Source organism: Streptomyces sp. NPDC005805 (assembly GCF_040630445.1).
In the GTDB taxonomy this organism is placed as follows: Bacteria; Actinomycetota; Actinomycetes; order Streptomycetales; family Streptomycetaceae; genus Streptomyces.
Window position 1 is genome coordinate 12,567 of sequence record NZ_JBEXXN010000013.1, and the last position, 25,489, is coordinate 38,055.

Below are 25,489 nucleotides of genomic sequence, written 5' to 3' on the forward strand. Positions count from 1 at the left end.
GTAACTTCGCCGGCAACCGACGGCCGCAGACACGGCCCGCACCCGAACCGAAGGGGACTTCCCGATGGCAGTAAGCCTGTCCAAGGGCGGCAACGTCTCGCTCACCAAGGAGGCACCGGGCCTGACCGCCGTCACGGTCGGCCTCGGCTGGGACGTCCGCACCACCACCGGCACGGACTTCGACCTCGACGCCTCCGCGATCGGCGTCAACGCCGCGGGCAGGGTCGCCTCCGACGCCCACTTCGTCTTCTTCAACAACAAGGCGACGCCGGACCAGACCATCGTCCACACCGGCGACAACCGCACCGGCGAGGGCGGCGGCGACGACGAGCAGATCAACGTCAACCTCGCGGGCCTCCCCGCCGACGTCGACAAGATCGTGTTCCCGGTCTCCATCTACGACGCGGTCGCCCGCTCGCAGAACTTCGGCCAGGTGCGCAACGCCTACATCCGCATCGTCAACCAGGCCGGCGGCGCCGAGATCGCGCGCTACGACCTGAGCGAGGACGCGGCCACCGAGACCGCGATGGTCTTCGGCGAGCTCTACCGCAACGGCGCGGAGTGGAAGTTCCGCGCCGTCGGCCAGGGTTACGCCTCCGGTCTGGAGGGCATCGCCCGCGACTTCGGCGTCAACATCTGACCCGACCGTCCCGAGCGGCCCACGGCCCCGGTCCCGGCGTGCGCGCCGCAGGCCGGGGCCGTCGCGTTGGTGTGGGCGTTGGCGTGGGCTTTGGCGTGGGCTTTGGCGTCCGGGCCGCCGCTCGGGACCGGGGCCGGTTCAGCGGGCGAGGGGCGGGCGGCCGTCCCCGTACAGCCAGGCGCCCCACAACGGCCCGAGGTCCCGGCCGCCGGCCCGCGCCTGCGCGTAGGCGGTGAACTCCTCGGTGGAGGCGTTCCCGTGGCGGTGCTCCGCCGCCCAGCCGCGCACGATCGCGAAGAACGCGCGGTCGCCCACCTCCTGGCGCAGCCGGTGGAGCACCATCGCGGAGCGCTCGTACACCGGCGGGGCGAACAGGTCCTCGCGGCCGGGCGGTTCGGCGGGCGGGAACGCCCAGTTCGCCTCGTCCTCGTAGGCCGCGGTGAAGCTCTTCGCGACCGGTGTCCGGCCGGAGTCGTCCAGCCACAGCCACTCCGCGTAGGTGGCGAAGCCCTCGCTCAGCCAGAGGTCGCGCCAGGACTCGGGGGTGACGGAGTTGCCGAACCACTGGTGGGCGAACTCGTGGACGACGGTCTCCTCGTCGAAGGCGTCCAGCGGGAAGACGGGCCGGGTCTGCGTCTCCAGCGCGTAGCCCACCCGCCCGGCCGGGACGACGACCGCCCCCGCCGAGGAGAACGGGTACGGGCCGAAACGTGCCGCGCACCACTCCACGAACTCCGGGATTCTGCGCAGCAGTCCCGCCGCCCTCCCGGCCGACGCCGGGTCGACCGCCGTGATCACCGGCAGACCGGAGGCGGTGCGGGAGGTGGTGACCCGCAGCTCGCCGATGGCGAGGGTGGCGAGATAGCTCGCCATGGGCTCGGCCGAGCGCCACACCGTGGTGGTCCGTCCGTCGCGGGTGCGCCCGGCGGTCCGCTCGCCGCCCGCGACGGCGTCGGTGCCCTCGGGCACGGTGACCGTGATCTCGTAGGCGGCCTTGTCGGAGGGGTGGTGGTTGCCGGGGAACCAGGCCGCGGAGCCGGTGGGCTGGCCCAGGGCGACCGCGCCGCCGCCGGGCAGGGGCAGCCAGCCCTCGCGGGAGCCGTCGGCGTCGGTGACCGTGGCCGGGACGCCGGTGTAGCGGACGACGGTCCGGAAGCGGGCGCCCTCGTGGATGTCCCGGCGGGGGCGGACGGTCAGCTCGTCGCCGGCCCGGTTGGCGGCGGCGGGCCGCCGCCCGTCCACCGTGACCTCGCGCACGGTCAGCCCGTGCAGGTCCAGATGGAAGGCGCTGAGGTCCTGGGTGGCCCGGGCGGTGACCTCGGCGGTGCCGTCGAGCCGGCCGGTGGCGGGGTCGTAGCCGAGGGTCAGGTCGTACCGCTGGACGTCGTACCCGCCGTTGCCCTGCTTCGGGAAGTACGGGTCGCGCAGCCCGGCCGCCCCCGGCTCGCCGCGCACACCCGTCGCGACCGGCGTGCACCCGGCGCCCAGCAGGACCGTCAGGACGACGAGACCGGCGGCGAGGGGACGGAAGGGGGCACGCGGTTCCACAGTCAAGATCCTAGGCCGCGGGTGCGCTGCGCCCCGCCTGACGGGGCGGGGTCGCTGGGCGGGCTCCGCCGGGCCGGGCGGGCCGTGTCGCGGCCGGGCGCGGTCCGGGCGAGCCGGGGCCGGCACCGCGCCGCCGGGGCCGGGCCGGGCGAGGGCCGGGCCGGGCGAGGGCCGGGGCGCGCGTCCCGGACCGGGCGCGGGCTGGGGGCGCGGCCCGGACGGGGGCAGGGGCGGGCTCCGCCGGGCCGGGGGCGCGGCCCGGGTCGCGTCAGCGGGTGATCGCCGCCACGCCCGCGCGGGCGAACTTCTCGTCCAGGTCGCCGCTGGGCGCGCCCGCGACGCCGATGCCCGCGATCGGCGCGCCCTTCGCCTGCACCGGGGCGCCGCCCGCGAGGAACAGCGTGCCGGGGATGTCCTTGAGGTTCGGCGCCTGCTCCAGGCGCTTCGCCAGCTCGGAGGTGGGCGCGTTCCAGGAGACCGCCGTGAACGCCTTGCGCTCCGCCGACTCGTAGGACTGCGGGCCCGCGCCGTCGCCGCGCAGGGTGACGATCGTGTTGCCGTTGCGGTCGACGACCGCGACCGACACCCGCTGGTTCTCCTTCTCGGCCGCCTTCAGCGTGGCCTCGGCGGCCCTGGTCGCCGCGTCGACGGTCAGGTGCGTCGACTGCTGGAGGTCGCGGTTGCCGACGTCCCGGGCGACGGCCGCGCGGGTCTCGGCGGCCGGGGCCGCCGCGTTCGCGGAGACGGTGCCGAACACCCCGGCGGTGACGGCGACGGCGGCGGCGGTGCCGATCAGGGCCTTCTTGGTCTTCTTCATGGCGGGGCTCCTCGGGAGGTGGTGGGGTCGGTAGGTGGTGGCTTGTTCGCCCTCCGCCATCGATCCTCCGGCCGGATCCGGGCCCGGCCGGTCGGCGGAGCGGATGCCTCCGCCACGCGGGGCGGCGGACGGGCGTGTCAGCCGATCGGTTGATGCCGCCCTGGTCCACAGGGGCCACGATGGTCACGTCACAGCAGCTCGCGCCCGGCCCGGAAGGGCCCACGGGACGCGTACGGGCAGGTGAGGAGAGCGAGGTGGGCACGGTGCCGCAGCCCTCGCCCGGCGACCGGGACGGGGACCGAAACCGGGACCTCGACCGGGGCCGCGTCCGGGAGCGGGACCGGGATCCGGACGGCCGGTGGCTCGCCCGCGTCATGCACACCGCGTTCTTCCTGCTGCTCGGCGCGTCCCTCGCCCGCTATCTGCTGCGCCACCCCTGGGAGGACCGCTCCCCGTGGATCGTCGGGCTGTCGGCCGCGCTCGCCGCGCTCTACGTCCTCGGGCCCGCGTTCGCCTCCCGCGCCGCCCGGGCCACTCCCCGGCAACTGGCGTGGCTGGCCGGGGTCGTCGCCGTGTGGATGGTCCTGGTCGTGCTGGCGCCCAGCTTCGCCTGGTGCGCGGTGCCCCTCTTCTACACCGGGCTGCGCACCCTGCCGCCCCGGGCCGCGATCGTGCTGGTCGCCCTGCTCACCGTGTTCGTCGTGACCGCCCAACTGGAGCTGGCGAGCGGCGGCTTCGACCCCAACCTGCTGATCGCGCCGCCGGCCGTCGCCGCCGTGGCCACCGCCGTCTTCGTGCACTCCGAACGCCTCGCCGCCCGCCAGCGCGCCCTGATCGACGACCTGATCCGCACCCGCCGCGAACTGGCCGCCACCGAGCGCCGCGAGGGCACCCTCGCCGAGCGCCAGCGGCTCGCCATGGAGATCCACGACACCCTGGCGCAGGGCCTGTCCAGCCAGCAGATGCTGCTCCAGGCCGCCGACCGGGTCTGGGACGGCGACCCGCCGACCGCCCGCCGGCATGTGCGCACCGCGGAGTCGATCGCCGAGCACAGCCTGGCCGAGGCACGCCGCTTCGTGCACGACCTGGCCCCCGCGGACCTCGCCGGGAGCGGCGGGCTCGACGAGGCGCTGCGGACGGTCGCGGCCCGCGACGGGGCCGCCTTCCGGGTCGACGGCACACCGGTCCCGCTGCCGGACCGGGTGCGGTCCGCGCTGGTGCGCATCGCCCAGGGCGCGCTGGCGAACGTCCGCGAGCACGCGGCCGCGGCCACCGTCGCCGTGACCCTCACCTACCTCGGCGACCAGGTCGTCCTGGACGTGACCGACGACGGCCGCGGCTTCGACCCGGCCGGGCCCGCCGTCGACCCCGCCGAAACGCCCGGCCCGGGCCCGGGCGACGCGGGCCCCGGCGCACAGGGCGAGGCGGGCGACGCGGACCCCGATGACCGGTCCGGCTCCGAGGGCCGAGCTCCTTCGGACCGCGGCGTGCGCGGCCACGGCCTGCCCGCCATCCGGGCCCGCGCCGCGCAGCTCGGCGGCACCGTCACCGTCGAGTCCGCACCCGGCGAGGGGACGGTCCTGTCCGCCGCCATCCCCCTGGAACCCCCGTGGGAGACCCCGTGACCGTACGGATCCTGCTCTGCGACGACCACGCCGTGGTCCGCGCCGGGCTGCTGGCCCTGCTCGGCAGCGTCGCCGGCATCGAGGTCGTCGGCGAGGCCGGCAGCGGCGAGGAGGCCGTCGCGATGGCCGCCAAGCTGACCCCGGACGTGGTCCTGATGGACCTCCAGCTCGGGCCCGGCATCGACGGCGTGGAGGCCACCCGCCGCATCGCCTCCCCCGAGGTGCACGTCCTGGTGCTGACGACCTACGACACGGACGCGGACATCACCCGCGCCATCGAGGCGGGCGCGACGGGCTATCTGCTCAAGGCCGAGCGCCCGGAGGAGCTGTTCGCCGCGATCCGGTCCGCCGCGCAGGGTCGCACGGCGCTCTCCGCACCGGTCGCGGGCCGGGTCATGGACCGTATGCGCGGCGCGGCCGGGCCGACCCTGACCGACCGGGAACGCGACATCCTCGGCCAGCTCGCCCAGGGCCTCGGCAACCGGGAGATCGCCCGGGCCCTGTTCATCAGCGAGGCGACGGTGAAGACCCACCTCGGGCGCATCTACGCCAAGCTGGGCGTCGACACCCGGGCGGGCGCGGTCGCGGTGGCCAAGGAACAGCGCCTGCTCCCCTGACCGGCCCGGCCCTCTCCCCACCCCGGGGCCGGGAGGACCGCACGGCCCGGTCCGCCGCCGGCCCGGGACCGCACGGCCGGGCGCCCGCCGACGCATGACACCATCCCTGTGTGCTCGACATCGGCTACTCCCTCTCCCGGCGCTTCCCCGACCCCCCGCAGACCGACTACCGGCGCGCGGACGTCCACGCGCTGCGCCACGACCTCTTCTGCGGCGACGTCTACCTCGCGGACACCAAGGCCGACCGCGAGGTGTCCACAGCCTGGGGATGGGTGCCCGTCCTCGACTTCGCCTGGGCGCTGTGCGACACCGTCGAGCGGCTCGACCTCGACCCGCTCGGCAGCCGCGCCGCCAAACCGCAGTACGCCGAGATCGACTTCACCGAGTCCGCCGACCGGATGCTCTTCGAGCGCCGCTTCGGCTGGGTCGACGTGGAGGCCGACTGGATGCCGGGCGACGAGCCGCCGCTGACCTTCGCCCACGCCGAACTGCGCCGCGAGGCGCGGGACTTCCTGCACGACCTGGTCGCCGACCTGTGCGACATGCACGAGGCCCTGGCCGACAACCCGGCGGTCTGGGACCTCCAGGCCCGCTTCCCCCGCACGCCCTGACCGACACCGGCACACCCCACCCTTGGGACCTGCGCCCCTCAGGCGCCGCCGTCCACCACCCGCACCCCGATCTGCGCCGCGAACGCCGGGGCCAGGTCGAAGAGCTGCCCGGAGTCGATCACCGCGCCCGTGAGGCGTTCCACCCCGCGCGCGATGTCCAGCTCCGCCGCGCCCCGCAGGTCGACGTCCTTCATCACCACGGCGGTGAAGTCCACCCGCCGCAGCACGCAGTTCCGGAACGCCACCCGCTCCAGTCTCGCCCCCGCGAAGTCGGCCTCGGCGAGCACGCACCCGTCGAAGACCACATCGGTCAGCTTCGCCTCCCGAAGATTCAGATAGTCGATCTTGCCTCCCTTCACCAGCACGCCCGTCAGGGCCGAACCGTGCGCCTGCGCCCCGCCGAGGCGGGCCTCCCTGATCTCCACGTCCCGCAGCGAGGCCCTCGCCAGGTCCGTGCCCACCCCGCGCACCCCGTCCAGCACGCTGTCCACGAACCGGGCGCCGGCCAGCCCCGTCCCCTCCAGCGCGCACTCCCGCAGGGCGCAGTCGATGAAGCGCGCCCCCGCCCCCTGCTGCCCGCCGAGATCGAGCCCGGCGAACTCCACCCCGTCGTAGTCCCCGTCCGGCTCCAGGCCGGTTCCCGCGAAGGGAGCCAGCGGTGGCAGCCGCACCCCGGTCACCCGCGCGACCGCCACGGTGGGCGCCGCCTTCCCACGCGTCCTCGCCATGCCCTCCATCGTGACGCACGCCACTGACAACGCCCCGGCCGCGATGTCACATCCGCGCGCCCGCCGCCCGTCGTATCCGTGACGGGCCCCGCGCCCACAGCCCACACCGCACAGCCCGCAGAGCACCACACAGCACGTCACGACAGCACGTCACGGCACCTCAGGGAGAGAGCGGACATGCAGAAGATCACGGTCGTCGGCGGCGGCTTCGCCGGACTCACCGCGGCCATCAGCGCCGCCGAGTCCGGCGCCCGGGTCACCCTCCACGAAGCGCACCACACCCTCGGCGGACGGGCCCGCACCGCCGACGGCACCTACCGCACCAACGACGGCCCGCACGCCCTCTACCGCAGCGGCCCCCACTGGAGCTGGCTCAGCCGGCACGGCCTGCTGCCCCGCGGCTCCGTGGCCTCCGTACCGGCGCGCGAACTGCTCCGGTTCCGCTTCCGCCGCGGCGGCGCCCTCCGCGTCGCCCCGCCGCGCGGGCTGCTCGGCCTGGTCCGCCGCCCGGCCGCCGAGGCGCCCGTGGACAGCGACTACCTGAGCTGGGCCACCGGCGTCGCCGGGGAGACGGCGGCGCGGGCGGCCGCGCATTTCATCGGGGTGGCCCTGTTCCACCACGACCCCGGCTCACTCTCCGCCCGCTTCGTACAGGAGCGCCTGCGCCGGGTGACCGCGCTGCCGCCGCAGGCCCGCTACCCGGTCGGCGGCTGGGGCACCCTCGTGGACCGGATGGCCGACCGGGCCCGGGAACTCGGCGTCCGTATCGAGACCACCGCCCGCGTCGACGCGCTCCCCGCGGACCACGGCCCGGTCGTCGTCGCGACCTCCCTCGACGCGGCCCGCTCGCTCCTCGGTGACGACACCCTGAGCTGGCCGGGCGGGCGCACCACCCTCGTGGACCTCGCCCTGCGCACCCGCAAGGGCGACCCGTTCATCGTCTCCGACCTGGACGCCCCCGGCTGGGTCGAACGTTTCAGCGCGCAGGACCGCACCCTCGCCCCCGCCGGACAGTCCCTGCTCCAGTGCCATCTGCCGGTCGCCCCCGAGGAGTCGAAGGCCGAGGGCGGGGCACATGCCGACGCCCTCCTCGACCTCGGCTTCCCCGGCTGGCGCGACCGCACCGAGTGGCGCCGCGACGCCCTCTCCCAGGGCCGCACCGGCGCCGTCGACCTCCCCGACACCACCTGGCGCGACCGGCCCGCAATCGACCGGGGCGACGGGGTCTACCTGGTCGGCGACCAGGTAGCGGCGCCCGGACTGCTCAGCGAGGTGTCCTTCACCTCCGCCCTGGAGGCGGTGTCCCTCGCGCTGCGCGCCGGCGGGCGCCGGGCGGCCGGACCCTCCGCGCCCTCGGGGGCCGTCGGCACCCCTTGACCTCAAGCGGACTTGAGGTCGGAGAGTGGGCTCCCAGCCGACCACATCCGGAACGCCCGCCCAGAGCGCACCTCCGGACGGCGCGTCCGGACCGCCCCAGGGAGCCCGCCTCATGCACGCCGTACGCCTGCACGCCTTCGGTCCCGCCGAGAACCTCGTGTACGAGACCGTGGCGGACCCCGTCCCCGGCCCCGGCCAGGTGCGCGTCACCGTCGCCGCGGCCGGGGTCCACCTCCTCGACGCGGCCCTCCGCGAGGGGGTCCAGGGCCCTTACCCGACCGCCGTCGAACTGCCCACGGTCCCCGGCCGCGAGATCGCGGGCACGGTCGAGGCCCTCGGCGAGGGCGTCGACCCGGCCTGGCTCGGCAGGTCCGTCGTCGCCCACATCGGCATGAACCCCGGCGGCTACGCGGAACTCGCCGTCACCGGGGCCGACCGCCTGCACGCGATCCCGGACGGTCTCGACCCGGCCGGCGCCGTCGCCATGATCGGCACCGGCCGCACCGCCCTCGGCATCCTCCAGTTCACCGACCTCGGCCCGGCCGACACCGTCCTCGTCCCGGCGGCCGCAGGCGGCATCGGCACCCTTGTCGTCCAGTACGCGAAGAACGCCGGCGCGGGCGTCGTCGGGCTCGCCGGCGGGCCCGGGAAGACCGCACGCGTCCGCGCGAACGGCGCGGACCTGGCCGTCGACTACACCCGCCCCGACTGGCCCGACCGGGTCCGCGAACACCTCGGCGACCGCCGGGCCACCGTGCTCTACGACTCCGTCGGGGGCGAGGTCGCACGGGAGGCGGCGGGCTTCCTCGGCAAGGGCGGGCGGATCATCGTCTTCGGCTGGTCCAGCCAGGGCTTCGAGGACGCCCCGCCCGTCTTCACCGAGGCGGAACTCGCCGCCCGGGACATCACCTCCGAGGGCGTCCTCGGCCCGGCCATGCTGGAGCGGGCCGGCGGCCTGCGCGCCCTGGAGACCCGCGCGCTCGCCGAGGCGGCGGCCGGCCGGCTGCGCCCCGCCGTGACCCGCTTCCCGCTGCGCCGGGCGGCCGAGGCGCACCGCGCGCTCCAGAGCCGGGAGACGGTCGGCAAGGTCGTCCTCGTCCCCGACCCGGCCGGTTCCTCAGGCAGTTGAGACGGGGCGCACCGGGGCCACCGCGCCGAGCCGGGCCAGGGCCTCGTCCGTCAGCCGGTACACCGTCCACTCGTCCTGCGGCCGCGCCCCCAGGGACTCGTAGAACGCGATCGACGGCGCGTTCCAGTTCAGCACCGACCACTCCAGCCGCTCGTACCCGCGCGCCGCGCAGATCCGCGCCAGCTCCGCCAGCAGCGCCCGGCCGTGACCGCCGCCGCGCAGGTGCGGGCGCACATACAGGTCCTCCAGATAGATGCCGTGCACACCGCGCCATGTCGAGAAGTTGAGGAACCACAGCGCGAACCCGGCCACCCGCCCGTCGTCCGTCTCCGCGATGTGCGCGAAGGCGGCCGGGTGCTCGCCGAACAGCGCCTCGCGCAACTGCTCCTCGGTGGCCCGCACTTCGTGGAGGGCCTTCTCGTAGTCCGCGAGTTCGCGGACCATCTCGTGGATCACGGGCACATCGGCGGGCGCTGCGGTACGAATCATGCGCCCAGCCTGCACCGGCGCCGCCTCAGCGCGCGAGGAGGGTCCACCCGATGAACGTCCGCTCGGGGTCGAGGCGGGTCTCGCCGTCCTCCGCCTCCCACACCCCGCTCTGCAGCACCCGGCCCAGCGTCCACGCCCGGGCCCGCTCCCGGTCCAGCCCCAGGGCCTCCGTCAGCAGGTCGAAGCGCCACCGCACCTCGGCCGGATCGAAGCGGTTCCACAGCGCCGGCAGCAGCTCGAAGCCCGGGTCGCCCGCCAGCGGCTTGGGGTCGATCGCCAGCCACGGCTCGCGCCGGGCGGCCAGCACGTTCTCGTAGTGCAGGTCCCAGTGGAGCAGCCGGTCCCCCGGCTCGTCGGCCACCTCGCGCACCGCCGCCACGCACTCCCGCAGCAGGCGCCGGCCCTCCTCGTCCACCGGTCCGGCGAGCGCGCCGGGCAGCGCGGCCAGGGTGTCGGCCAGCACGTCCCCGAGCCGCCGGAGCCCGGGCGGGGCGGGGACCGCGGACAGCCGCGCGAGGACACCGGCCAGGACCCGCACCGCGGCCCGGCCGTCCGGCAGGGACGCCAGCTGCGTGCCGGGGCGCAGCCGCTCCAGGAGGAGGGTGCCCGTCGCCTCGTCGTGCGCCAGCAGCCGCGCGGCGCCGTCTCCGTCCCAGGTGCGCAGCGCCAGCCACTCGCCCGCCGTCTCCTCGTCCACCTGCTGGAGCTTGAGGACGGCGGGGGTCCCGTCCGCCCGGGTGACGGGGAGCACCAGGGAGACGCGGCCGTGCATCGACGGGCCGGCGACCCGCAGGTCCCAGCGCTCCAGGAACCGTGCCGCGCGCCCCGGCAGCTCCGCCAGGAGCGCCCGCGCGGACTCCTCCCCGTACTCCCGCAGCGATGCCGCCAGCCCGTCCGGAATCTCGATCACGCCCGTGAGCGTACGGACCGGGCGCCCCACGCGTCGCGCCCGCGCGGGCGGAGCAGTAGATTCCCGCCACACGGCGACACCCCACACAGGGCCGCGCCACATAGGCCACCCCCACATGGGTCCGTGCCACACAGGTCCACCCCACACAACGCGCGCAGGCGCACCACCGGCAGGGAAAGCAGCGATCCACATGAACACCGTCAACGGCGGCATATCGTTCTGGTACGCGCAGGACGGCGCCTCCGCGCCCCGCGAACCCCTCCCCGGCGACACCACCGCCGACGTCTGCATCGTGGGCGGCGGCTACACGGGCCTGTGGACGGCCTACTACCTGAAGAAGGCCGTCCCCTTCCTCAACATCACCGTCCTGGAGGCCCGGTTCTGCGGCTACGGCGCCTCCGGGCGCAACGGCGGCTGGCTCTACAACGGCATCGCCGGCCGGGACCGCTACGCCCGCGCCCACGGCCACGAGGCCGCCGTCCGCCTCCAGCAGGCCATGAACGACACCGTCGACGAGGTCGTCCGGACCGCCGCCGAGGAGGGCATCGAGGCGGACATCCACCAGGGCGGCGTCCTGGAGGTGGCGTACACCCCGGCCCAGCTCGCCCGCCTCAAGGACTTCCACAGCGTGGAGATCGCCTTCGGCGAGAAGGACCGCCGGCTGTTCGGCGCCCGCGAGACCGCCGAGCGGATACGCGTCAACGGCGCGGTCGCGTCGAGCTGGACCCCGCACGGCGCCCGGCTGCACCCGGTCAAGCTCCTCAAGGGCCTCGCCGCCGCCGTCGAGGCGCTGGGCGTCACGATCCACGAGTCCACCCCGGTGACCGAGATCCGCCCCAAGCACGCGGTCACCCCGTACGGCACGGTCCGCGCGCCCTATGTGCTGCGCTGCACCGAGGGCTTCACCGCCTCCCTCAAGGGCCAGCACCGGACCTGGCTGCCGATGAACTCCTCGATGATCGCCACCGAACCGCTGCCCGCCGAGGTCTGGGACGAGATCGGCTGGGCCGGCCGGGAGACCCTCGGCGACATGGCGCACGCCTATATGTACGCCCAGCGGACCGCCGACGACCGCATCGCCATCGGCGGCCGGGGCGTCCCGTACCGCTTCGGCTCGCGCACCGACAACGACGGCCGCACCCAGCCGGCCACCGTCGACGCCCTGCGCGACATCCTGGTCCGCTTCTTCCCCCGGCTCGCCGGGGTCCGGATCGACCACGCCTGGTCGGGCGTCCTCGGCGTGCCCCGCGACTGGTGCGCCACCGTCACCCTGGACCGCTCCACGGGCCTGGGCTGGGCGGGCGGCTACGTCGGCTCCGGCGTCGCCACGGCCAATCTCGCGGCCCGCACCCTGCGCGATCTGATCCAGCAGGACTCCGGCCAGTCGGGCCCGACCGATCTGACCGCCCTCCCCTGGGTCGGCCACAAGGTCCGCAAGTGGGAACCGGAACCCCTGCGCTGGCTCGGCGTCCACGCCCTCTACGCGGCCTACCGCCGCGCCGACCACCGCGAGGCCACCACCCACACGGCGTCCACCGCCCGCCTGGCGGTCCTTGCGGACCGGATCTCGGGCCGGCACTGACACGGGGCCGGGCGGCGGTCCGGGCGGCCCGGCACAGGCCCCGCCCGGCTCCGACCACCGGGGTGGGGGCCGGCACCCCCGTCACGCCACCTCGATACCGAAGTCCCCCACCAGCTCCTCCAGCCCGCCCCGGTAGCCCTTGCCGCCGAGCACGAAGTCCCAGTCACCGCTCGTCCGCCGCCGGAAGGACCCCAGCACCAGGGCCGTCTCCCCGGGCCGCCCGTCCGACACGACCAGCCGGTCCAGCTCCGCACCGGAGGCGTCCCGGGGCCGGATGCCGGCGTCCGTGAAGCTCGCCAGGTCGGCGTCCGGGTTCACCTCCGGATCCACGGCGGCCACCAGCACCAGGCGGTCCGCGGCGGCCGGCAGCGCGTCGAAGGCGACCCGCACCGCCGCCCGGTCACCCGCGAACGGGCCCAGCATCCGCACCGAGCCCTCCGGGGTGGCGTGGTTGTTGAAGAAGACGAAGTGGTCGTCCCCGAGCACCCGCCCGCCCGCGCAGACCAGCGCGCAGACATCCAGGGCCACCCCGCCGGACCAGGACATGCCCAGGACGTTGAAGTCCTCGTCGAAGTCCGCCGCGTCCCCGGCCGGGCCACCGTCCGCGTCCCCGCCGGCGGAGTCCGGGGGAAGCGCGGGCGCCGCTCCCGTCCCGTCCCCCAGCCGCCCCCGCAGCCCGTGCGCGTGCAGCAGCTCGACCAGCTCCGCCCCGGACACCAGGGTCAGCGGCTTGCCGTTGGCGAAGGTGTAAGACCCCGGGCCGAAGCCCGAGGTGGTCACCAGGACGCCCTTGTTGGCGCCGCTCGCCTGCACCGTGCCGAACAGCTCCCGCACCGCCGCGACCGGCACCGTCCTGCGGTACCGCTTCACCTGCACGACGATCTTCCCGCCGCTGATCGGGTCGGGGTCGACGGCGTCCACGTCCACCCCGCCGTCGCCCGAGCGCTGCGTCGTCATCGCCTGGAAGCCCCGGGCCCGGAAGAGGTCGGCGACCAGCGCCTCGAAGGCGATCGGGTCCATCGCCAGCAGATCCGGCTCCTCGCCGCCCCCGTGCGAGACCATCCCCGAGCCGACCTGTGCCGGATCACGCACCGGACGCACCGTCGTCCGCTGGTCCGGGCGGCCCGAGAGCTGCCCGCCGAGCCCGCCGGTCAGGCAGTCCACCGCGCTGACCAGCTCCAGGTTGACCACGTCGAACTCGGCCCGGCCGACCGCGAGCGAGGCGACGACGACCCGGCCGGCCCGGCCGGTCGCCGGGTCCACGTCGTCGACGAAGCCGTTGAGGGCCACCCCGTCCAGCACGCTCTGCTCATCGGCGGCGAACAGTTCCCGCACGGCCAGCAGCACGCTCTGCGCCAGCACGTCCCGGTAGAGGGAGCGCCGCTGGGCCACCGGGCGCGGCACCACCTTCTCCTGGTCGGTCCCCACCAGATAGCGCACGCCCTTCGCCTCCGGCACCACCGGGAAGGCCGGCAGCTCCCAGTCGAGCACCAGCTGCCGCGCACCCCGGTCGTACGCGGCGGACACCTGCCGGGGGAAGCCCTCGGGCCAGGCCGTGGACGCGTAGAGGGCGGCGGAGAAGTACTCGACCACGGTGTCCGGCTCCCCGGCGCGCAGCGCCCGGACCATCTCCTCGATGCCCGCGTTGTGCGCCCGGACCTCCGCCAGCCGGGCCGCCGCCCACGCCTCGTACTGCTGCCGGTACGCGGCCAGGTCCGCCTGCCGCCGCTGCTCGGCCGCCTGCGCCGCGTACCAAGTCCCGCTCGAAGCGGGCCCGCGCCTCCTGCTCGGCCTGCGCCCGCCCCGCCGCCGTCCACGCGCCCGCGTGCGCCTGGTACCGGGCGGGATCGGGCATCACCACGGGCTGGACGAGGGCCCCCGGCGCGAACGCCTCCACCCGCTCCTCCTGCCGCAGCGCCTCCACCCGGAACGGCGCCGCCCGGCACCCCTCCGCCAGCAGCCCCTCCAGCGCGGCGACCTGCGCGTCGATCTCCCGCGTCCGGACCAGGACGTCCTGCTCCCGCCGGCTCCGGTACGCGGCACGCTGCTCCCGGTGCATCCGGGCCATGTCCCGCGCGTACTCCCGCTCCCGCCGCTCCTGCTCGCGCTGCTGCCGCACCACCGCGAGCTGCTGCGCCTCGCGCTGTCTCTGCTGCTGCCGCTGCGCCTCGGCCCATGCCGAGATCAACCCGCCCGAACGTCGCCCCATCCGACGCACCCCTCCCCAGGTCCACCCGAAACGCCCCACACCCCCGTGAAGGCACAAGTCTCCTGGATCAAGGGGCTCTTGGGCACCTGCTTGCACGAATGCCGGGGACCACCGAGCTCGGGACCCGTCCCGGCGCACGGTCCCGGAAACGCCGAGGACCCCCGGCCGTGAACGGCGGGGGTCCCGTGCTGTGGAGCCTCCTGTCGGAATCGAACCGACGACCTCAAGATTACAAGTCAAGCGCTCTGGCCAACTGAGCTAAGGAGGCAGCGAGAGCAGTGTAACCAACGCCTCCGACGCCCCGGCCGGGAATTCCGGCGGCCGCCGGCTGCTGACAGATCCGCGTTCGCCAGGTAGCGTCACCGCAGGTCCATCCCTTTTGGACTACACCACTCCCTTACTCGGATCGTCCGGCACGTTCCTGCCGGTGAAGGAGACGCATCAGCATGGCCACTGTCACGTTCGACAAGGCGACCCGGGTCTACCCGGGCTCCGAGAAGCCCGCCGTCGACCAGCTCGAGATCGAGATCGAGGACGGCGAGTTCCTCGTCCTCGTCGGCCCCTCCGGCTGCGGCAAGTCCACCTCCCTGCGCATGCTCGCGGGCCTGGAGGACGTCAACGGCGGCGCCATCCGCATCGGTGAGCGCGACGTCACGCACCTGCCGCCCAAGGACCGGGACATCGCCATGGTGTTCCAGAACTACGCGCTCTACCCGCACATGAGCGTCGCCGACAACATGGGCTTCGCGCTCAAGATCGCCGGTGTCAACAAGGCCGAGATCCGCAAGAAGGTCGAAGAGGCCGCGAAGATCCTCGACCTCACCGAGTACCTCGACCGCAAGCCCAAGGCCCTCTCCGGCGGTCAGCGCCAGCGTGTGGCCATGGGCCGCGCCATCGTGCGTGAGCCGCAGGTCTTCCTCATGGACGAGCCGCTGTCGAACCTCGACGCCAAGCTCCGCGTCTCCACCCGTACCCAGATCGCGTCCCTCCAGCGCCGTCTGGGCATCACCACCGTCTACGTCACCCACGACCAGGTCGAGGCCATGACGATGGGCGACCGTGTGGCGGTCCTCAAGGACGGACTGCTCCAGCAGGTCGACTCGCCGCGCAACATGTACGACCGCCCGGCCAACCTCTTCGTCGCCGGCTTCATCGGCTCCCCCGCCATGAACCTGGTCGAGGTCCCGATCATCGACGGCGGCGTGAAGTTCGGCAACAGCGTCGTCCCGGTCTCCCGCGAGGCCCTGTCCGCCGCCACCGACCGCGGTGACCGGACCGTCACCGTCGGCGTCCGCCCGGAGCACTTCGACGTGGTCGAGCACGGCGGCGCCACCGCCGGCTCCTCCCTCTCCAAGGAGGCCCCGGCCGGTCTCGCCGTCTCGGTGAACGTGGTCGAGGAACTCGGCGCCGACGGCTATGTGTACGGCTCGGCCGACGTCGGCGGGGAGCACAAGGACCTCGTGGTGCGCGTCGGCGGCCGCAGCGTCCCGGACAAGGGCAGCGAGCTGCACGTCGTCCCGCGCCCGGGCGAGCTGCACGTCTTCTCGACGTCGACGGGCGAGCGCCTCAGCGACTGACGCGGCACCGGCAACTCCCGGTCCGCGCAAGCACGTTCCGGGCCCGTACCGCACCCGCGGTACGGGCCCGGCCCGTTCCCGGGGCCCGGCTCCCCACCACCCTCGCGGTAGGACAAATACCCGCGAAACCAGGGCACTTCATACCAGCACGTCAACACACGATTCGAAAGCCGGGCTCGAACCGTCCCCCACGCGAGTGACTGAATGTCGCCAAACCGTCACCGGCCGCTACGCTCGCTGCCGTGACCCACACAGCCCGCCGAATCGGCCGCACCCTCGCCCTCGTTCTGCCCGTCGTCCTGGTGCTCTCCGGAACCCTCGCGGTCTCCACCGTTCCGTGGGCCGGGCAGAACGCCGAGTCGTCGCAGTTGCTCACCGCGTCGACCGCGACGACCTCCGAGAAGGCCGCCACCGACGCCAAGCCCGCCGAGCCGCAGGACGTACTGCGCGAGAAGCTGCTCACCACGCTGGACACCAAGGACCCCGGCGTGGCGCTCACCGAGCTCCAGCGCGCGGTCGAGGCGCGCCCGTCGCTCGCCGAGCACTGCTTCGGTCTCGCACGCTCCCTCGGTCGCGCCGCGGTCGACAAGTACGGCCCGACGCGCGCCCAGCGCTTCTCCCGCCCCGTCTGCGACACCTCGTTCGCCACGGGCGTCTCCCAGCAGGCCATGGGGCACTGACCCCACGCGCCTCGCCCCTCCCGGGCGGCCCACGGACCGGACCCGTCACCACGGGTCCGGTCCGTGTCGCGTCCGGGGCTGCACATATCGTTCACGGCATGCAAACGCCTACGCATCCCACGCAGGCCGTGGTCCTGGCGGGCGGCCAGGGCTCCCGGCTGCGCCCCTACACCGACGACCGCCCGAAGCCGATGGTCGAGATCCCGGGTACGGGGACGCCGATCATCGGGCACCAGCTCGCCTGGCTCGCGGCCGAGGGCGTGACCGACGCCGTCGTCTCCTGCGGCCACCTCGCGGAGGTACTCCAGGAGTGGCTGGCCGGCGCGGACCTGCCGCTGCGGGTGACGACGGTCGTGGAGACGGAGCCACTGGGCCGCGGCGGCGGCCTCAAGTACGCGGCGGCCGACCTGCCGCATCCGGACCGGCCCTGGTACGCGACGAACGGCGACATCTGGACCCGCTTCTCGCTGCGGGAGATGGCCGCGTTCCACGCCGAGCGCGACGCGACGGCGACCCTGGCCCTGGCCCGGCCGCGCATCCCGTGGGGCGCGGTGGAGACGGACACCTTCGGCCACATCACGGACTTCATCGAGTCCCCGCCGTCCCCGTTCCTGATCAACGCGGGCGTGTACGTCTTCTCCGCCGCGTTCACCGCCCTCCTCCCGGACGTCGGCGACCACGAACGGACCACCTTCCCGCGCCTCGCCCGCGAAAAGCGCCTCGCGGGCTTCCCGCTGCCCCAGGGCGCCTACTGGCGCGCCATCGACACGGCGAAGGACCTCACGGAGGCGGCCAAGGAACTGTCCACGCACGCACGTTGAGGCCCCGGGGCCGGCACCCCATCCCCGGGGGCGGGTGGGGCCCGGGCCGCCCGCCCCGGCGTCGAAGAGACGCCCGCCCAGGGCGGGGTCCTGGCTCACCCGGGGCCCGGCCCTCGGGCAGCGCGTCCCGGGGCGGGGGCACCGGCTCCGCGCACGCGGACGGGCGGTCACCGGACCTGGTCCGGCGACCGCCCTTCACACGGCACGCGCCCCTCCGGGGCGCCCGCCCTCAGCCCAGCAGGCCGCCGATCACCTTGCCGCCGCCGCTGCCACCGCCGCTGCCGCCCGAGGAAGAGCCCTCGTCGCCGCCCGAGCCGCCCGGGCCGTCGCCGGACGGGGCGCCGGAACCCGTGCCGCCGGAGCCGGTGCCGCTGTCGGCCGCGGGGCCGGAGCTGGTGGCGGGCGGCGGGGCCGGGCGGGAGCCGGTCACCGGCTGCCCGCCGCCCGTGCCCTGCGTCTGGCTCGGCGCCCCGCTGCTCGCGCCCGCCGTCTCGCGGACCGTCCCCTGCGCGGGCGCCGAGGTGCGGGACTCCGGCGTCGCCGAACGCGTCGCGGCCGGGGTGGGCGTGTTCTTGCGCTGCGCCGGGCCCCGGTCGGTACCCGACTCCTGCGGGAGCGGCGCCCCGGGCAGGTGGTTGGTCGGCGCCTGACCCGGCCCCGGGACCGTGACCACCTGGGTGGAACGGACCGCTCCGCCGAGCATCGAGCCGATCAGCATGGTCAGGCCGACCACGACACCCGCGAGGAGCCCCCCGCGGCGCAGCACCCGCCGCCGCAGGTCCCAGAGGTCCGAGCGCGGCCCGAGGGTCCGCCACGCCTCACCCGAGAGACGCCCGTCGACCGAGTAGACCGGCGCGCCCGCGATGATCAGCGGCGACCAGGCGGCCAGGAAGATGATGTCCGGCGCGTCGTAGACCGGGACCGTGCGCCAGCTCACCGTGAGGATCAGCGCGGCGGAGAGCAGCGCCCCGACCACCGCCGCGACCCGCTGCCACAGGCCCAGCAGGGTCAGCACACCCACGATGACCTGGAGGAACGCCACGGTGAGCCCGGAGCCCACCGGGTGGGCCAGGGCGAAGTCCCGCATCGGCTCGGCGAGCGCCCACGGCTCCAGCGACCCCAGCCAGCGGACCATCGAGCCGCGCTCGCCGCCGTCGAAGTACACGGGGTCGCAGAGCTTGCCCATCCCCGCGTAGACGGAGATGAGGCCGAGCAGGATGCGCAGCGGCAGCAGCACGACACCGAGGTTCACCCGGCGGTCCGGGTAGTAGGCGTGCCGCGTGTGGTCGCCGCCGGCCCGGTGCGAGGGCCCCGGCCGACCCCGGTCGCCGGCGGGCGGAGGCTCCAGGTCGTACGCCCCGGTGTCCCGGCCCGCGCCCTCGCTCCCGTACGCCGGGGTGTCGTACGCCCCGACCGCCTGCCGCATCGGCGGCAGCAGCGGCTTGTCCCGCCGCAGGCCGCCGGTGTCGGTGACGGCGGGGTGCAGCACGGTGTCGCCGCCGAGGTCCACCCGCGGGATGACCTGCGTGGCGCCGGTGCTGTACGGGTCCTGCACGGACGGCGCCGGCGTCTCCGTCGTGGAGTTCCGTACGGCCTGGAGGAGGCCGGTCGCGCCCGAGTCCCCGGGTGCGGACCTGCCGCTCCAGACGACGGGCGCCCGCCGCCGCGCTGATCTGCCCGCCGCTCCCGCCAGGCCCGCGGCACCGGCCGCTCCGGCGCCGACGGAGGCGAGCCGCGCGGTGTCGGCCAGGCCACGCACGGGGCGGGGGCTCCGGGGGAGCTGGACCCGGAAGCTGGCGTGGTTGACGATGACCTGCGCCGGATCGCAGTGCACCTTGACCATGCTCAGCGCAGGCTGATCATCGAACCCGGACCGGGGTGTTCTGGTGTCCACACTCATCTAACCGAGTGATGTGTGTTTAGGGCACGGCCAGACCCGGCCCGATGTGTCCGAGACCCGTCAAGAGCCTCTCTTGTACGTTTTTGACCGCTCAGGCGCGGCGCCGGGCCGCCTCGTAGAGCACCACGCCCGCCGCGACACCCGCGTTCAGCGACTCCGCGCCGCCCGGCATCGGGATGCGCACCAGGAAGTCGCAGGTCTCGCCGACCAGGCGGGACAGACCCTTGCCCTCGCTGCCGACCACCACCACGACCGGACCGCCGAGGGCCTCCAGCTCGCCGACCTCGGTCTCCCCGTCGGCGGAGAGGCCGACCACGACGAGACCGGCCTTCTGGTACGACTCCAGCGCCCGGGTCAGATTGGTGGCCCGGGCCACCGGCGTCCGCGCGGCCGTGCCGGCCGAGGTCTTCCACGCGCCCGCGGTCATCCCGGCGGCGCGCCGCTCGGGTACCACCACCCCGTGCCCGCCGAACGCCGACACCGAGCGGACGACCGCGCCCAGGTTGCGCGGGTCGGTGACGCCGTCGAGCGCGACGATCAGGGGGTCGTCGCCCTCGTCGAACGCGGCCGCCGCCAGGTCCTCGGGGTGCGCGTACTCGTACGGCGGGACCTGGAGGACCAGGCCCTGGTGGTTCAGCCCGTTGGTCATCCGGTCCAGCTCGGGGCGCGGCGCCTCCATGATGTTGATGGTGCCGCGGCCGGTGGCGAGCTGGAGGGCCTCGCGGACCCGCTCGTCGTTGTCGATGAACTGCTGGACGTACAGGGTGGTGGCGGGCACGCCGTCGCGCAGCGCCTCGAAGACCGGGTTCCGGCCGACGACCATCTCGCTGGTGCCCTTGCCGCCCCGGCGGGCCACGGGCCGCCGCTGCGTCTGCTTGGCCTTGGCGTTGGCGATCCGGTTCTTGATGTGCCCCTTACGGGCGGAGGCGGGCGGGGTCGGCCCCTTGCCCTCCAGGCCGCGGCGCCGGTTGCCACCGCTGCCGACCTGCGCGCCCTTCTTGTTGGACGTGCGGCGGTTCCTGCGCTGGCTGTTTCCGGCCATGACCTAGACCTACCTGTTTCTGTGAAGCTCGCTCAAACAAAAGTGTGTATGCAATGAAGTGTGCCGCCCGGGGGTCCGGGCGGCACATCGCCGTGTGTCAGCGGGGCCCGAGAGTCCACCGGGGACCGTCGGCGCCGTCCTCGATGACCAGGCCGGACTGGTTCAGCTGGTCGCGGATGGCGTCGGCGGTCGCCCAGTCCTTGCGGCCGCGGGCCGCCTCGCGCTGCTGGAGGACCAGCCGCACCAGGGTGTCGACCACGCCGTGCAGGTCGTCGCCCCGGTCCACGCCCTGGCCGGCCCACTGCTCGTCCAGCGGGTCCAGACCGAGGACCCCGAGCATGGCCCGGACCTCGGCGAGCCGGGCGACGGCCGCCTCCTTGTCGTCCGCGGCGAGGGCAGAGTTCCCCTGGCGGACGGTGGTGTGGACGACCGCGAGGGCCTGCGGGACGCCGAAGTCGTCGTCCATCGCCTCGGCGAAGGCGAGCGGCACCTCCTCGGCCGGGGCGACCACCCCGCCCGCCTTCTCGACCACCCGCTGCACGAAGCCCTCGATCCGCGCGAACGCGGACTCGGCCTCGCGCAGCGCCTCCTCGCTGTACTCGATCATCGAGCGGTAGTGCGGAGTGCCGAGGTAGTAGCGGAGGACGATCGGGCGCCAGTGCTTGACCATCTCGGAGACGAGGACCGAGTTGCCGAGCGACTTGGACATCTTCTCGCCGCTCATGGTGACCCAGGCGTTGTGCACCCAGTACCGGGCGAAGTCGTCGCCGAACGCCTTGGCCTGGGCGATCTCGTTCTCGTGGTGCGGGAAGATCAGGTCGAGCCCGCCGCCGTGGATGTCGAAGGCGGGGCCCAGGTACTTGTGGGCCATCGCCGAGCACTCCAGGTGCCAGCCGGGACGGCCCCGGCCCCAGGGCGTCTCCCAGTCCGGCTCGCCGGGCTTGGTCGCCTTCCACATCGCGAAGTCGCGCGGGTCCCGCTTGCCGGTGATGCCCTCCTCGGCGGGCTGGCGCAGATCGTCGATGTCCTGGTTGGAGAGGGAGAGGTACTCGGGGAAGGAGCGCACGTCGAAGTAGACGCTGCCGTCGGCCTCGTAGGCGTGGCCGCGCTCGATGAGACCGCGCATCATCTCGACCATCTCGGTGACATGGCCGGTGGCACGGGGCTCGTAGGTGGGCGGGAGGCAGCCGAGGGCCTCGTACCCGTCGTTGAAGGCGCGCTCGTTGGCGTATCCGATGGACCACCAGGGGCGGTCCTGCTCCACCGACTTGGTGATGATCTTGTCGTCGATGTCCGTGACGTTCCGGATGAAGGTGACGTCGTAGCCGCGGTAGGCGAACCAGCGGCGCATGATGTCGAAGTTCAGGCCGGAGCGGATGTGGCCGATGTGCGGCGCGGCCTGCACGGTGGCACCGCACAGGTAGATCGAGACACAACCCGGCACGAGGGGGGTGAAGTCACGGATCTGCCGGGCGCTGGTGTCGTACAGGCGAATAGTCACGCATCAAGGGTAGTGGGCGCGCGGCAGTGCCCAGCGCCCCTGTGGACAACTCGCGCGAGGAGTTCGCCACGCCCGCGGGCCGGGGCGCGCGCGGGCGTCGCCATGCCCGACGGCCGGGCGTCCGGGGAGCCGCGGCCCGGCCCTGCGGCACGGACCCGTGCCCCGGACGCCCGGCGTCGTCAGCGGGTGCGGACCACCAGCGCGGTGGCGATCGCGGCCAGCCCCTCGGCCCGGCCGGTCAGCCCCAGCCCGTCCGTGGTCGTGCCGGAGACCGCGACCGGCGCGCCGACCGCCGCCGACAGCGCCTTCTGCGCCTCCTCGCGCCGCTTGCCGATCTTGGGCCGTACGCCGATGACCTGCACGGAGACGTTCCCGATCTCGAAGCCCTCGGCCCGCACGATCCGCGCGGCCTCGGCGAGCAGGGTGACACCGGAGGCACCGGACCACTCGGGGCGGGAGGTGCCGAAGTGCGCGCCGAGGTCGCCGACCCCGGCAGCCGAGAACAGGGCGTCGCAGGCGGCGTGCGCGGCGACGTCCCCGTCGGAGTGGCCGGCGAGGCCCCAGCCGTCGGAGTCCTCCCACAGCAGCCCGGCGCACCACAGCTCGCGCCCCTGCTCGAAGGCGTGCACATCGGTGCCGATCCCCACCAGGGGAAGGAGCGGAACCCCGGGTGGAAGCGGAGTGTGCGCGTGCGGGGGACGCTCAGAATCCATCGTTGGCCCTCCTGCGGGCGAGTACGGCCTCGGCCAGGACGAGGTCCAGCGGACGGGTCACCTTGAACGCCTCCTCGTGGCCGGGCACCACGACGACCCCCGGCCCGAGCTGCTCGACCATGCTCGCGTCGTCGGTGACCTCGCCGGTCACCGTCCGGTGCGCGCGGGCGAGGGTGGCGTGGTCGAAGCCCTGCGGGGTCTGCACCGCGCGCAGCCGGGACCGCACGGGGGTCGCGACGACCGGCTCGGGGCCGCCGTCCTCGGCGGGCCCGACCTCCTTGACCGTGTCGGCGAGCGGCAGCGCGGGCACCACGGCCGGCGCGCCCTCGCGCACGGCCTCGATCACGGCGTCCACCGTCTCGACGGGCACCAGGGGCCGGGCCGCGTCATGGACGAGGACGATGTCGACACCCTCGGGCAGCGCGTCGAGGCCCAGGCGCACGGACTCCTGGCGGGTCTCGCCGCCGGGGACGACCAGGTACTCGGTGCGCTCGGGCAGGGTGTGCGCGTCGAGGAGGCGCTTGACCTCGGGGGCGCCCTCGGGCGGGGCCACGACGACGACCAGCGACACGGACCGGGAGGCGGCCATGGCGCGGACGGCGTGGACGAGGATCGGCGTTCCGTTCAGCGTGCGCAGCGCCTTGGGGGTGCCCGGTCCGAGGCGCACGCCCCGGCCGGCGGCCGGGATCACGGCCGCGGTGCGAGGGGGGCGCGGTTGGTCTGGCATCGGTTGCTCTCCGGCAGGTTTGTTTCCTCGGCCGACATGGGTATGGCCTAGGGGAACCCCCGGCCGTTGGTTGGGGGTTGTGCCGGGCGGGGCACGTGACCGGACCCTTCCGTGACCTCGGTCTGCGCCATCCGCCCGGGCCCGGCACACCAGAGCAACGTCACCGGGCGTTCGAGCGGTTCCCGCCCGCGCGCCCGGAGCAGGCTTCCCGGCGGGCGGGCCGTGCGTGCCCGCCGAGGGGAGCGTCCGGGGGCCCCGCACAAGGTCGCCCGGGGTGCCGGATGCGCCGATGTGCGGGTGAAACGTCGCAAACATGCCGCAGTGCCCCGACGGCGGACCGGATCTCCTGGCGGGTTTCCCGGTGTGCCGTCGGGCACTGCGGCATCAATGGTGCGTCAGGACGCGAGGACCTCGTCCAGCAGGGCCTCGGCCTTGTCCTCGTTGGTGTTCTCCGCGAGGGCGAGCTCGCTCACCAGGATCTGGCGCGCCTTTGCGAGCATCCGCTTCTCACCGGCGGACAGCCCGCGCTCGCGCTCACGACGCCACAGGTCGCGCACCACTTCGGCGACCTTGATGACATCGCCGGAGGCGAGCTTCTCGAGATTTGCCTTGTAGCGACGGGACCAGTTCGTCGGCTCCTCGGCGTAGGGTGCACGCAGCACCTCGAAGACCCGGTCCAGCCCATCCTGACCGACCACATCGCGCACGCCCACGAACTCGGCATTGTCAGCCGGTACACGAACCGTCAGGTCGCCCTGGGCGACCTTGAGCACCAAGTAGGTCTTGTCCACGCCTTTGATCTGGCGAGTTTCGATGGCCTCGATCAGCGCGGCCCCGTGATGGGGATAGACCACGGTGTCGCCAACCTTGAACGTCATGTGACAGGTACCCCTTCCGTGGCTATCCAGGGTAACACGGAAACAGCGGGTTCTGAATGGCGTTTTCGCAGGTCAGGGCATATCTCGGGGCTTGACAACACGGACCGGAACGTGCTGCGACCGGCTTCCGGAAGGGGGTATTCGCAGGTCGGAGCGGCTGCGCGGGCGCACAGAAACGCACACGTTACACACCGCACCACCCCGACCCAAGAGGCTGAACGTCCTGATTTGCCCGGTTCTTGGGCGTCGAGATCAACTACTCCGTTCGAGCATCGATCACCCGCACGGACGTACGCGCCGGCGAATCCGGAATTGATCACCATTGGCCTCCGGAGTCCTCCCGGAGCTATTCGCACGGAAAACGGCGGGCATCCCGGAAATTGATCAACACCCGGTTTTGTGAACGGCGTGTGTATGTCCCACACGCCTCACCGCCGGCCCTCCCCGCTTCTCCGCCGCGGGCCGCGGGTGACGGCAAAGGGCGGGTCGGGTGCGGGGCGTGACCGGCCACTCGGTAACCTGAGCCGGAACTGACGCCCCCGTCCGGTTCGGGCCGGTGACAGTCACCCCACCCGTCCGCAGTCCGTACGTCCAAGGAGATGCCGCCGCCGTGAGCCGCAGCCTTCGACGCGGTGCCCTTGCCGGCGCTGCCGTCGTCTTCTCGATCGCCTCGCTCTCCGCCTGCGGTGCGGGCAACAACGCGCAGACCCTCGGGGTCCGGCCGGACAACGCCGCGACCGCCGTCGACAGCCTCAAGCTGCAGAACGGCACCGTCATCACGCAGCCCAAGCCCGACGCCGAGGGCCCGGCGGTCATCGCCGTCACCGTCTTCAACGACGGCACCAAGGCGCAGACCCTGGAGTCGATCACCCTGCCCGGCTCGAACGCCACGGTGGAGCTGAAGCCGGCGACCGGCTCGGGCCCGCTCACCGTCCCCGCGGGCGGCCGCGTGATCATCGGCGGCCAGGGCAACGCCTCCGCCGTGATCGCCGACGGCCGGGAGGCCGTGCAGGACGGCGGTGTGCAGGAGATCCTGTTCCGCTTCAGCGAGACGGGCGATGTGCGGATGCTCGCCTTCGTCGTCCCCGCGACCAGCTTCTTCAAGGACTTCGGCCCGAGCACGCTGCCGAAGCCGCCGGCCGCCGGCCCCGCCGAGACTCCCGCGGCCACCCCGTCCGGCACCCCCGAGGGCACCCCGGCCGACGGCGCGTCCCCGGAGGCCGCGGGCGGCGAGGCGGCCGACCCGGCGACCGGCACCACTCCCGAGGCGGGGACCACGCCCGAGGCCGGCACCGGCAACTGACGGCCACCGGGCACGCCGGGCCTCCCGCCCGTCGTGCCCCTCACGCCCGCCGTAACCCGTCGCAT

General features: G+C 74.2%; 22 protein-coding genes, 1 tRNA gene and 1 pseudogene. 11 read left to right on the top strand and 13 right to left on the bottom strand.

Annotated features, from left to right (window positions below; all coding sequences use genetic code 11):
• The first annotated feature begins 64 nt into the window (after positions 1 to 64).
• Positions 65 to 640 carry a TerD family protein gene (locus tag ABZ457_RS09940; RefSeq protein WP_359155885.1) on the top strand — a complete coding sequence of 192 codons (576 nt, stop codon included), beginning with the start codon at positions 65 to 67 and terminating at the stop codon, positions 638 to 640.
• 138 nt (positions 641 to 778) lie between these two features.
• Here the strand turns inward: ABZ457_RS09940 and ABZ457_RS09945 are convergent, their stop codons facing one another.
• Together ABZ457_RS09945 and ABZ457_RS09950 are read right to left on the bottom strand one after the other, a co-directional pair.
• Positions 779 to 2,188 carry a M1 family metallopeptidase gene (locus ABZ457_RS09945; protein ID WP_359155887.1) on the bottom strand — a complete coding sequence of 470 codons (1,410 nt, stop codon included), beginning with the start codon at positions 2,186 to 2,188 and terminating at the stop codon, positions 779 to 781.
• A gap of 268 nt (positions 2,189 to 2,456) precedes the next feature.
• Positions 2,457 to 3,005, bottom strand: coding sequence for a heme-binding protein (locus ABZ457_RS09950; protein ID WP_359155889.1), 549 nt, complete (start codon positions 3,003 to 3,005; stop codon positions 2,457 to 2,459).
• A gap of 374 nt (positions 3,006 to 3,379) precedes the next feature.
• On the opposite strand from ABZ457_RS09950, the gene ABZ457_RS09955 reads away from it, so the two are divergent.
• The 3 genes from ABZ457_RS09955 (at position 3,380) to ABZ457_RS09965 (ending at position 5,858) form a co-directional block, all read left to right on the top strand.
• Positions 3,380 to 4,630, top strand: a complete 1,251-nt coding sequence (locus ABZ457_RS09955; RefSeq protein ID WP_359156103.1) for a sensor histidine kinase — start codon at positions 3,380 to 3,382, stop codon at positions 4,628 to 4,630.
• Complete coding sequence (locus ABZ457_RS09960; protein WP_359155891.1) at positions 4,627 to 5,247, top strand: response regulator transcription factor; 621 nt, start codon at positions 4,627 to 4,629, stop codon at positions 5,245 to 5,247. The genes ABZ457_RS09955 and ABZ457_RS09960 overlap by 4 nt, the downstream gene beginning before the upstream one ends.
• 110 nt (positions 5,248 to 5,357) lie before the next feature.
• Entirely contained in the window at positions 5,358 to 5,858 is a 501-nt protein-coding gene (locus ABZ457_RS09965) for a hypothetical protein (RefSeq protein ID WP_359155893.1), read from the top strand.
• Between the two features lie 38 nt (positions 5,859 to 5,896).
• Here the strand turns inward: ABZ457_RS09965 and ABZ457_RS09970 are convergent, their stop codons facing one another.
• Entirely contained in the window at positions 5,897 to 6,586 is a 690-nt protein-coding gene (locus ABZ457_RS09970) for a pentapeptide repeat-containing protein (protein ID WP_359155895.1), read from the bottom strand.
• A 177-nt stretch (positions 6,587 to 6,763) separates the two neighbouring features.
• On the opposite strand from ABZ457_RS09970, the gene ABZ457_RS09975 reads away from it, so the two are divergent.
• Positions 6,764 to 7,963 (top strand): FAD-dependent oxidoreductase, encoded by a 1,200-nt coding sequence (locus ABZ457_RS09975; protein ID WP_359155897.1) that lies wholly within the window; start codon positions 6,764 to 6,766, stop codon positions 7,961 to 7,963.
• 112 nt (positions 7,964 to 8,075) lie between these two features.
• Positions 8,076 to 9,092, top strand: coding sequence for a zinc-binding dehydrogenase (locus tag ABZ457_RS09980; protein ID WP_359155899.1), 1,017 nt, complete (start codon positions 8,076 to 8,078; stop codon positions 9,090 to 9,092).
• On the opposite strand, the gene ABZ457_RS09985 is transcribed toward ABZ457_RS09980, so the two are convergent.
• On the bottom strand, positions 9,081 to 9,581 hold the full coding sequence (locus ABZ457_RS09985) for a GNAT family N-acetyltransferase (RefSeq protein WP_359155901.1): 501 nt from the start codon (positions 9,579 to 9,581) through the stop codon (positions 9,081 to 9,083). The genes ABZ457_RS09980 and ABZ457_RS09985 overlap by 12 nt on opposite strands.
• Before the next feature lie 25 nt (positions 9,582 to 9,606).
• Entirely contained in the window at positions 9,607 to 10,491 is an 885-nt protein-coding gene (locus ABZ457_RS09990) for an aminoglycoside phosphotransferase family protein (RefSeq protein WP_359155903.1), read from the bottom strand.
• A gap of 190 nt (positions 10,492 to 10,681) precedes the next feature.
• Here ABZ457_RS09990 and ABZ457_RS09995 point away from each other — a divergent pair, with 190 nt between their 5' ends.
• Positions 10,682 to 12,073: an FAD-dependent oxidoreductase gene (locus ABZ457_RS09995; RefSeq protein WP_359155905.1), complete on the top strand. Its 1,392-nt coding sequence runs from the start codon at positions 10,682 to 10,684 to the stop codon at positions 12,071 to 12,073.
• 81 nt (positions 12,074 to 12,154) lie between these two features.
• Here the strand turns inward: ABZ457_RS09995 and ABZ457_RS10000 are convergent.
• Together ABZ457_RS10000 and ABZ457_RS10005 are read right to left on the bottom strand one after the other, a co-directional pair.
• A pseudogene (locus ABZ457_RS10000) lies at positions 12,155 to 14,282 on the bottom strand (restriction endonuclease).
• Between the two features lie 191 nt (positions 14,283 to 14,473).
• Positions 14,474 to 14,550 (bottom strand) — tRNA-Thr (locus tag ABZ457_RS10005).
• Positions 14,551 to 14,728: 178 nt separating this feature from the next.
• Here ABZ457_RS10005 and ugpC point away from each other — a divergent pair.
• The 3 genes from ugpC to ABZ457_RS10020 all read left to right on the top strand — a co-directional run bounded on the left by ugpC (position 14,729) and on the right by ABZ457_RS10020 (position 17,360).
• On the top strand, positions 14,729 to 15,859 hold the full coding sequence (ugpC, locus tag ABZ457_RS10010; protein WP_359155907.1) for a sn-glycerol-3-phosphate ABC transporter ATP-binding protein UgpC: 1,131 nt from the start codon (positions 14,729 to 14,731) through the stop codon (positions 15,857 to 15,859).
• 242 nt (positions 15,860 to 16,101) lie between these two features.
• Entirely contained in the window at positions 16,102 to 16,539 is a 438-nt protein-coding gene (locus ABZ457_RS10015) for a hypothetical protein (protein ID WP_359155909.1), read from the top strand.
• A 98-nt stretch (positions 16,540 to 16,637) separates the two neighbouring features.
• The gene (locus ABZ457_RS10020; RefSeq protein ID WP_359155911.1) at positions 16,638 to 17,360 is read left to right on the top strand and encodes a nucleotidyltransferase family protein; all 723 of its coding nucleotides are present in this window, start codon (positions 16,638 to 16,640) and stop codon (positions 17,358 to 17,360) included.
• Positions 17,361 to 17,589: 229 nt separating this feature from the next.
• Here the strand turns inward: ABZ457_RS10020 and ABZ457_RS10025 are convergent, their stop codons facing one another.
• The 6 genes from ABZ457_RS10025 to ABZ457_RS10050 all read right to left on the bottom strand — a co-directional run bounded on the left by ABZ457_RS10025 (position 17,590) and on the right by ABZ457_RS10050 (position 24,121).
• Entirely contained in the window at positions 17,590 to 19,203 is a 1,614-nt protein-coding gene (locus tag ABZ457_RS10025; RefSeq protein WP_359155913.1) for a DoxX family membrane protein, read from the bottom strand.
• 148 nt (positions 19,204 to 19,351) lie between these two features.
• Complete coding sequence (rlmB, locus tag ABZ457_RS10030) at positions 19,352 to 20,302, bottom strand: 23S rRNA (guanosine(2251)-2'-O)-methyltransferase RlmB (RefSeq protein ID WP_359155915.1); 951 nt, start codon at positions 20,300 to 20,302, stop codon at positions 19,352 to 19,354.
• A 97-nt stretch (positions 20,303 to 20,399) separates the two neighbouring features.
• Positions 20,400 to 21,803 (bottom strand): cysteine--tRNA ligase, encoded by a 1,404-nt coding sequence (gene cysS / locus ABZ457_RS10035; protein WP_359155917.1) that lies wholly within the window; start codon positions 21,801 to 21,803, stop codon positions 20,400 to 20,402.
• 179 nt (positions 21,804 to 21,982) lie between these two features.
• Positions 21,983 to 22,516 carry a 2-C-methyl-D-erythritol 2,4-cyclodiphosphate synthase gene (ispF, locus tag ABZ457_RS10040; protein ID WP_359155919.1) on the bottom strand — a complete coding sequence of 178 codons (534 nt, stop codon included), beginning with the start codon at positions 22,514 to 22,516 and terminating at the stop codon, positions 21,983 to 21,985.
• Positions 22,506 to 23,243, bottom strand: coding sequence for a 2-C-methyl-D-erythritol 4-phosphate cytidylyltransferase (gene ispD / locus ABZ457_RS10045; RefSeq protein WP_359155921.1), 738 nt, complete (start codon positions 23,241 to 23,243; stop codon positions 22,506 to 22,508). The genes ispF and ispD overlap by 11 nt, the downstream gene beginning before the upstream one ends.
• Positions 23,244 to 23,638: 395 nt before the next feature.
• The gene (locus ABZ457_RS10050; RefSeq protein WP_003953493.1) at positions 23,639 to 24,121 is read right to left on the bottom strand and encodes a CarD family transcriptional regulator; all 483 of its coding nucleotides are present in this window, start codon (positions 24,119 to 24,121) and stop codon (positions 23,639 to 23,641) included.
• Between the two features lie 610 nt (positions 24,122 to 24,731).
• Here ABZ457_RS10050 and ABZ457_RS10055 point away from each other — a divergent pair.
• Positions 24,732 to 25,424 carry a DUF461 domain-containing protein gene (locus ABZ457_RS10055; protein ID WP_359155923.1) on the top strand — a complete coding sequence of 231 codons (693 nt, stop codon included), beginning with the start codon at positions 24,732 to 24,734 and terminating at the stop codon, positions 25,422 to 25,424.
• Positions 25,425 to 25,489: the final 65 nt, after the last annotated feature.

What these genes read in the sequence shown, in the direction of transcription:
- ABZ457_RS09940 (WP_359155885.1), top strand. Translation starts at nt 65, where the DNA reads ATGGCAGTAAGCCTGTCCAAGGGCGGCAACGTCTCGCTCACCAAGGAG.
- ABZ457_RS09950 (WP_359155889.1), bottom strand. Translation starts at nt 3,005, where the DNA reads ATGAAGAAGACCAAGAAGGCCCTGATCGGCACCGCCGCCGCCGTCGCC.
- ABZ457_RS09955 (WP_359156103.1), top strand. Translation starts at nt 3,380, where the DNA reads ATGCACACCGCGTTCTTCCTGCTGCTCGGCGCGTCCCTCGCCCGCTAT.
- ABZ457_RS09970 (WP_359155895.1), bottom strand. Translation starts at nt 6,586, where the DNA reads ATGGCGAGGACGCGTGGGAAGGCGGCGCCCACCGTGGCGGTCGCGCGG.
- ABZ457_RS09975 (WP_359155897.1), top strand. Translation starts at nt 6,764, where the DNA reads ATGCAGAAGATCACGGTCGTCGGCGGCGGCTTCGCCGGACTCACCGCG.
- ABZ457_RS09980 (WP_359155899.1), top strand. Translation starts at nt 8,076, where the DNA reads ATGCACGCCGTACGCCTGCACGCCTTCGGTCCCGCCGAGAACCTCGTG.
- ABZ457_RS09985 (WP_359155901.1), bottom strand. Translation starts at nt 9,581, where the DNA reads ATGATTCGTACCGCAGCGCCCGCCGATGTGCCCGTGATCCACGAGATG.
- ABZ457_RS09995 (WP_359155905.1), top strand. Translation starts at nt 10,682, where the DNA reads ATGAACACCGTCAACGGCGGCATATCGTTCTGGTACGCGCAGGACGGC.
- ugpC (WP_359155907.1), top strand. Translation starts at nt 14,729, where the DNA reads ATGGCCACTGTCACGTTCGACAAGGCGACCCGGGTCTACCCGGGCTCC.
- ABZ457_RS10020 (WP_359155911.1), top strand. Translation starts at nt 16,638, where the DNA reads ATGCAAACGCCTACGCATCCCACGCAGGCCGTGGTCCTGGCGGGCGGC.
- ABZ457_RS10025 (WP_359155913.1), bottom strand. Translation starts at nt 19,203, where the DNA reads ATGGTCAAGGTGCACTGCGATCCGGCGCAGGTCATCGTCAACCACGCC.
- rlmB (WP_359155915.1), bottom strand. Translation starts at nt 20,302, where the DNA reads ATGGCCGGAAACAGCCAGCGCAGGAACCGCCGCACGTCCAACAAGAAG.
- ispF (WP_359155919.1), bottom strand. Translation starts at nt 22,516, where the DNA reads ATGGATTCTGAGCGTCCCCCGCACGCGCACACTCCGCTTCCACCCGGG.
- ispD (WP_359155921.1), bottom strand. Translation starts at nt 23,243, where the DNA reads ATGCCAGACCAACCGCGCCCCCCTCGCACCGCGGCCGTGATCCCGGCC.
- ABZ457_RS10050 (WP_003953493.1), bottom strand. Translation starts at nt 24,121, where the DNA reads ATGACGTTCAAGGTTGGCGACACCGTGGTCTATCCCCATCACGGGGCC.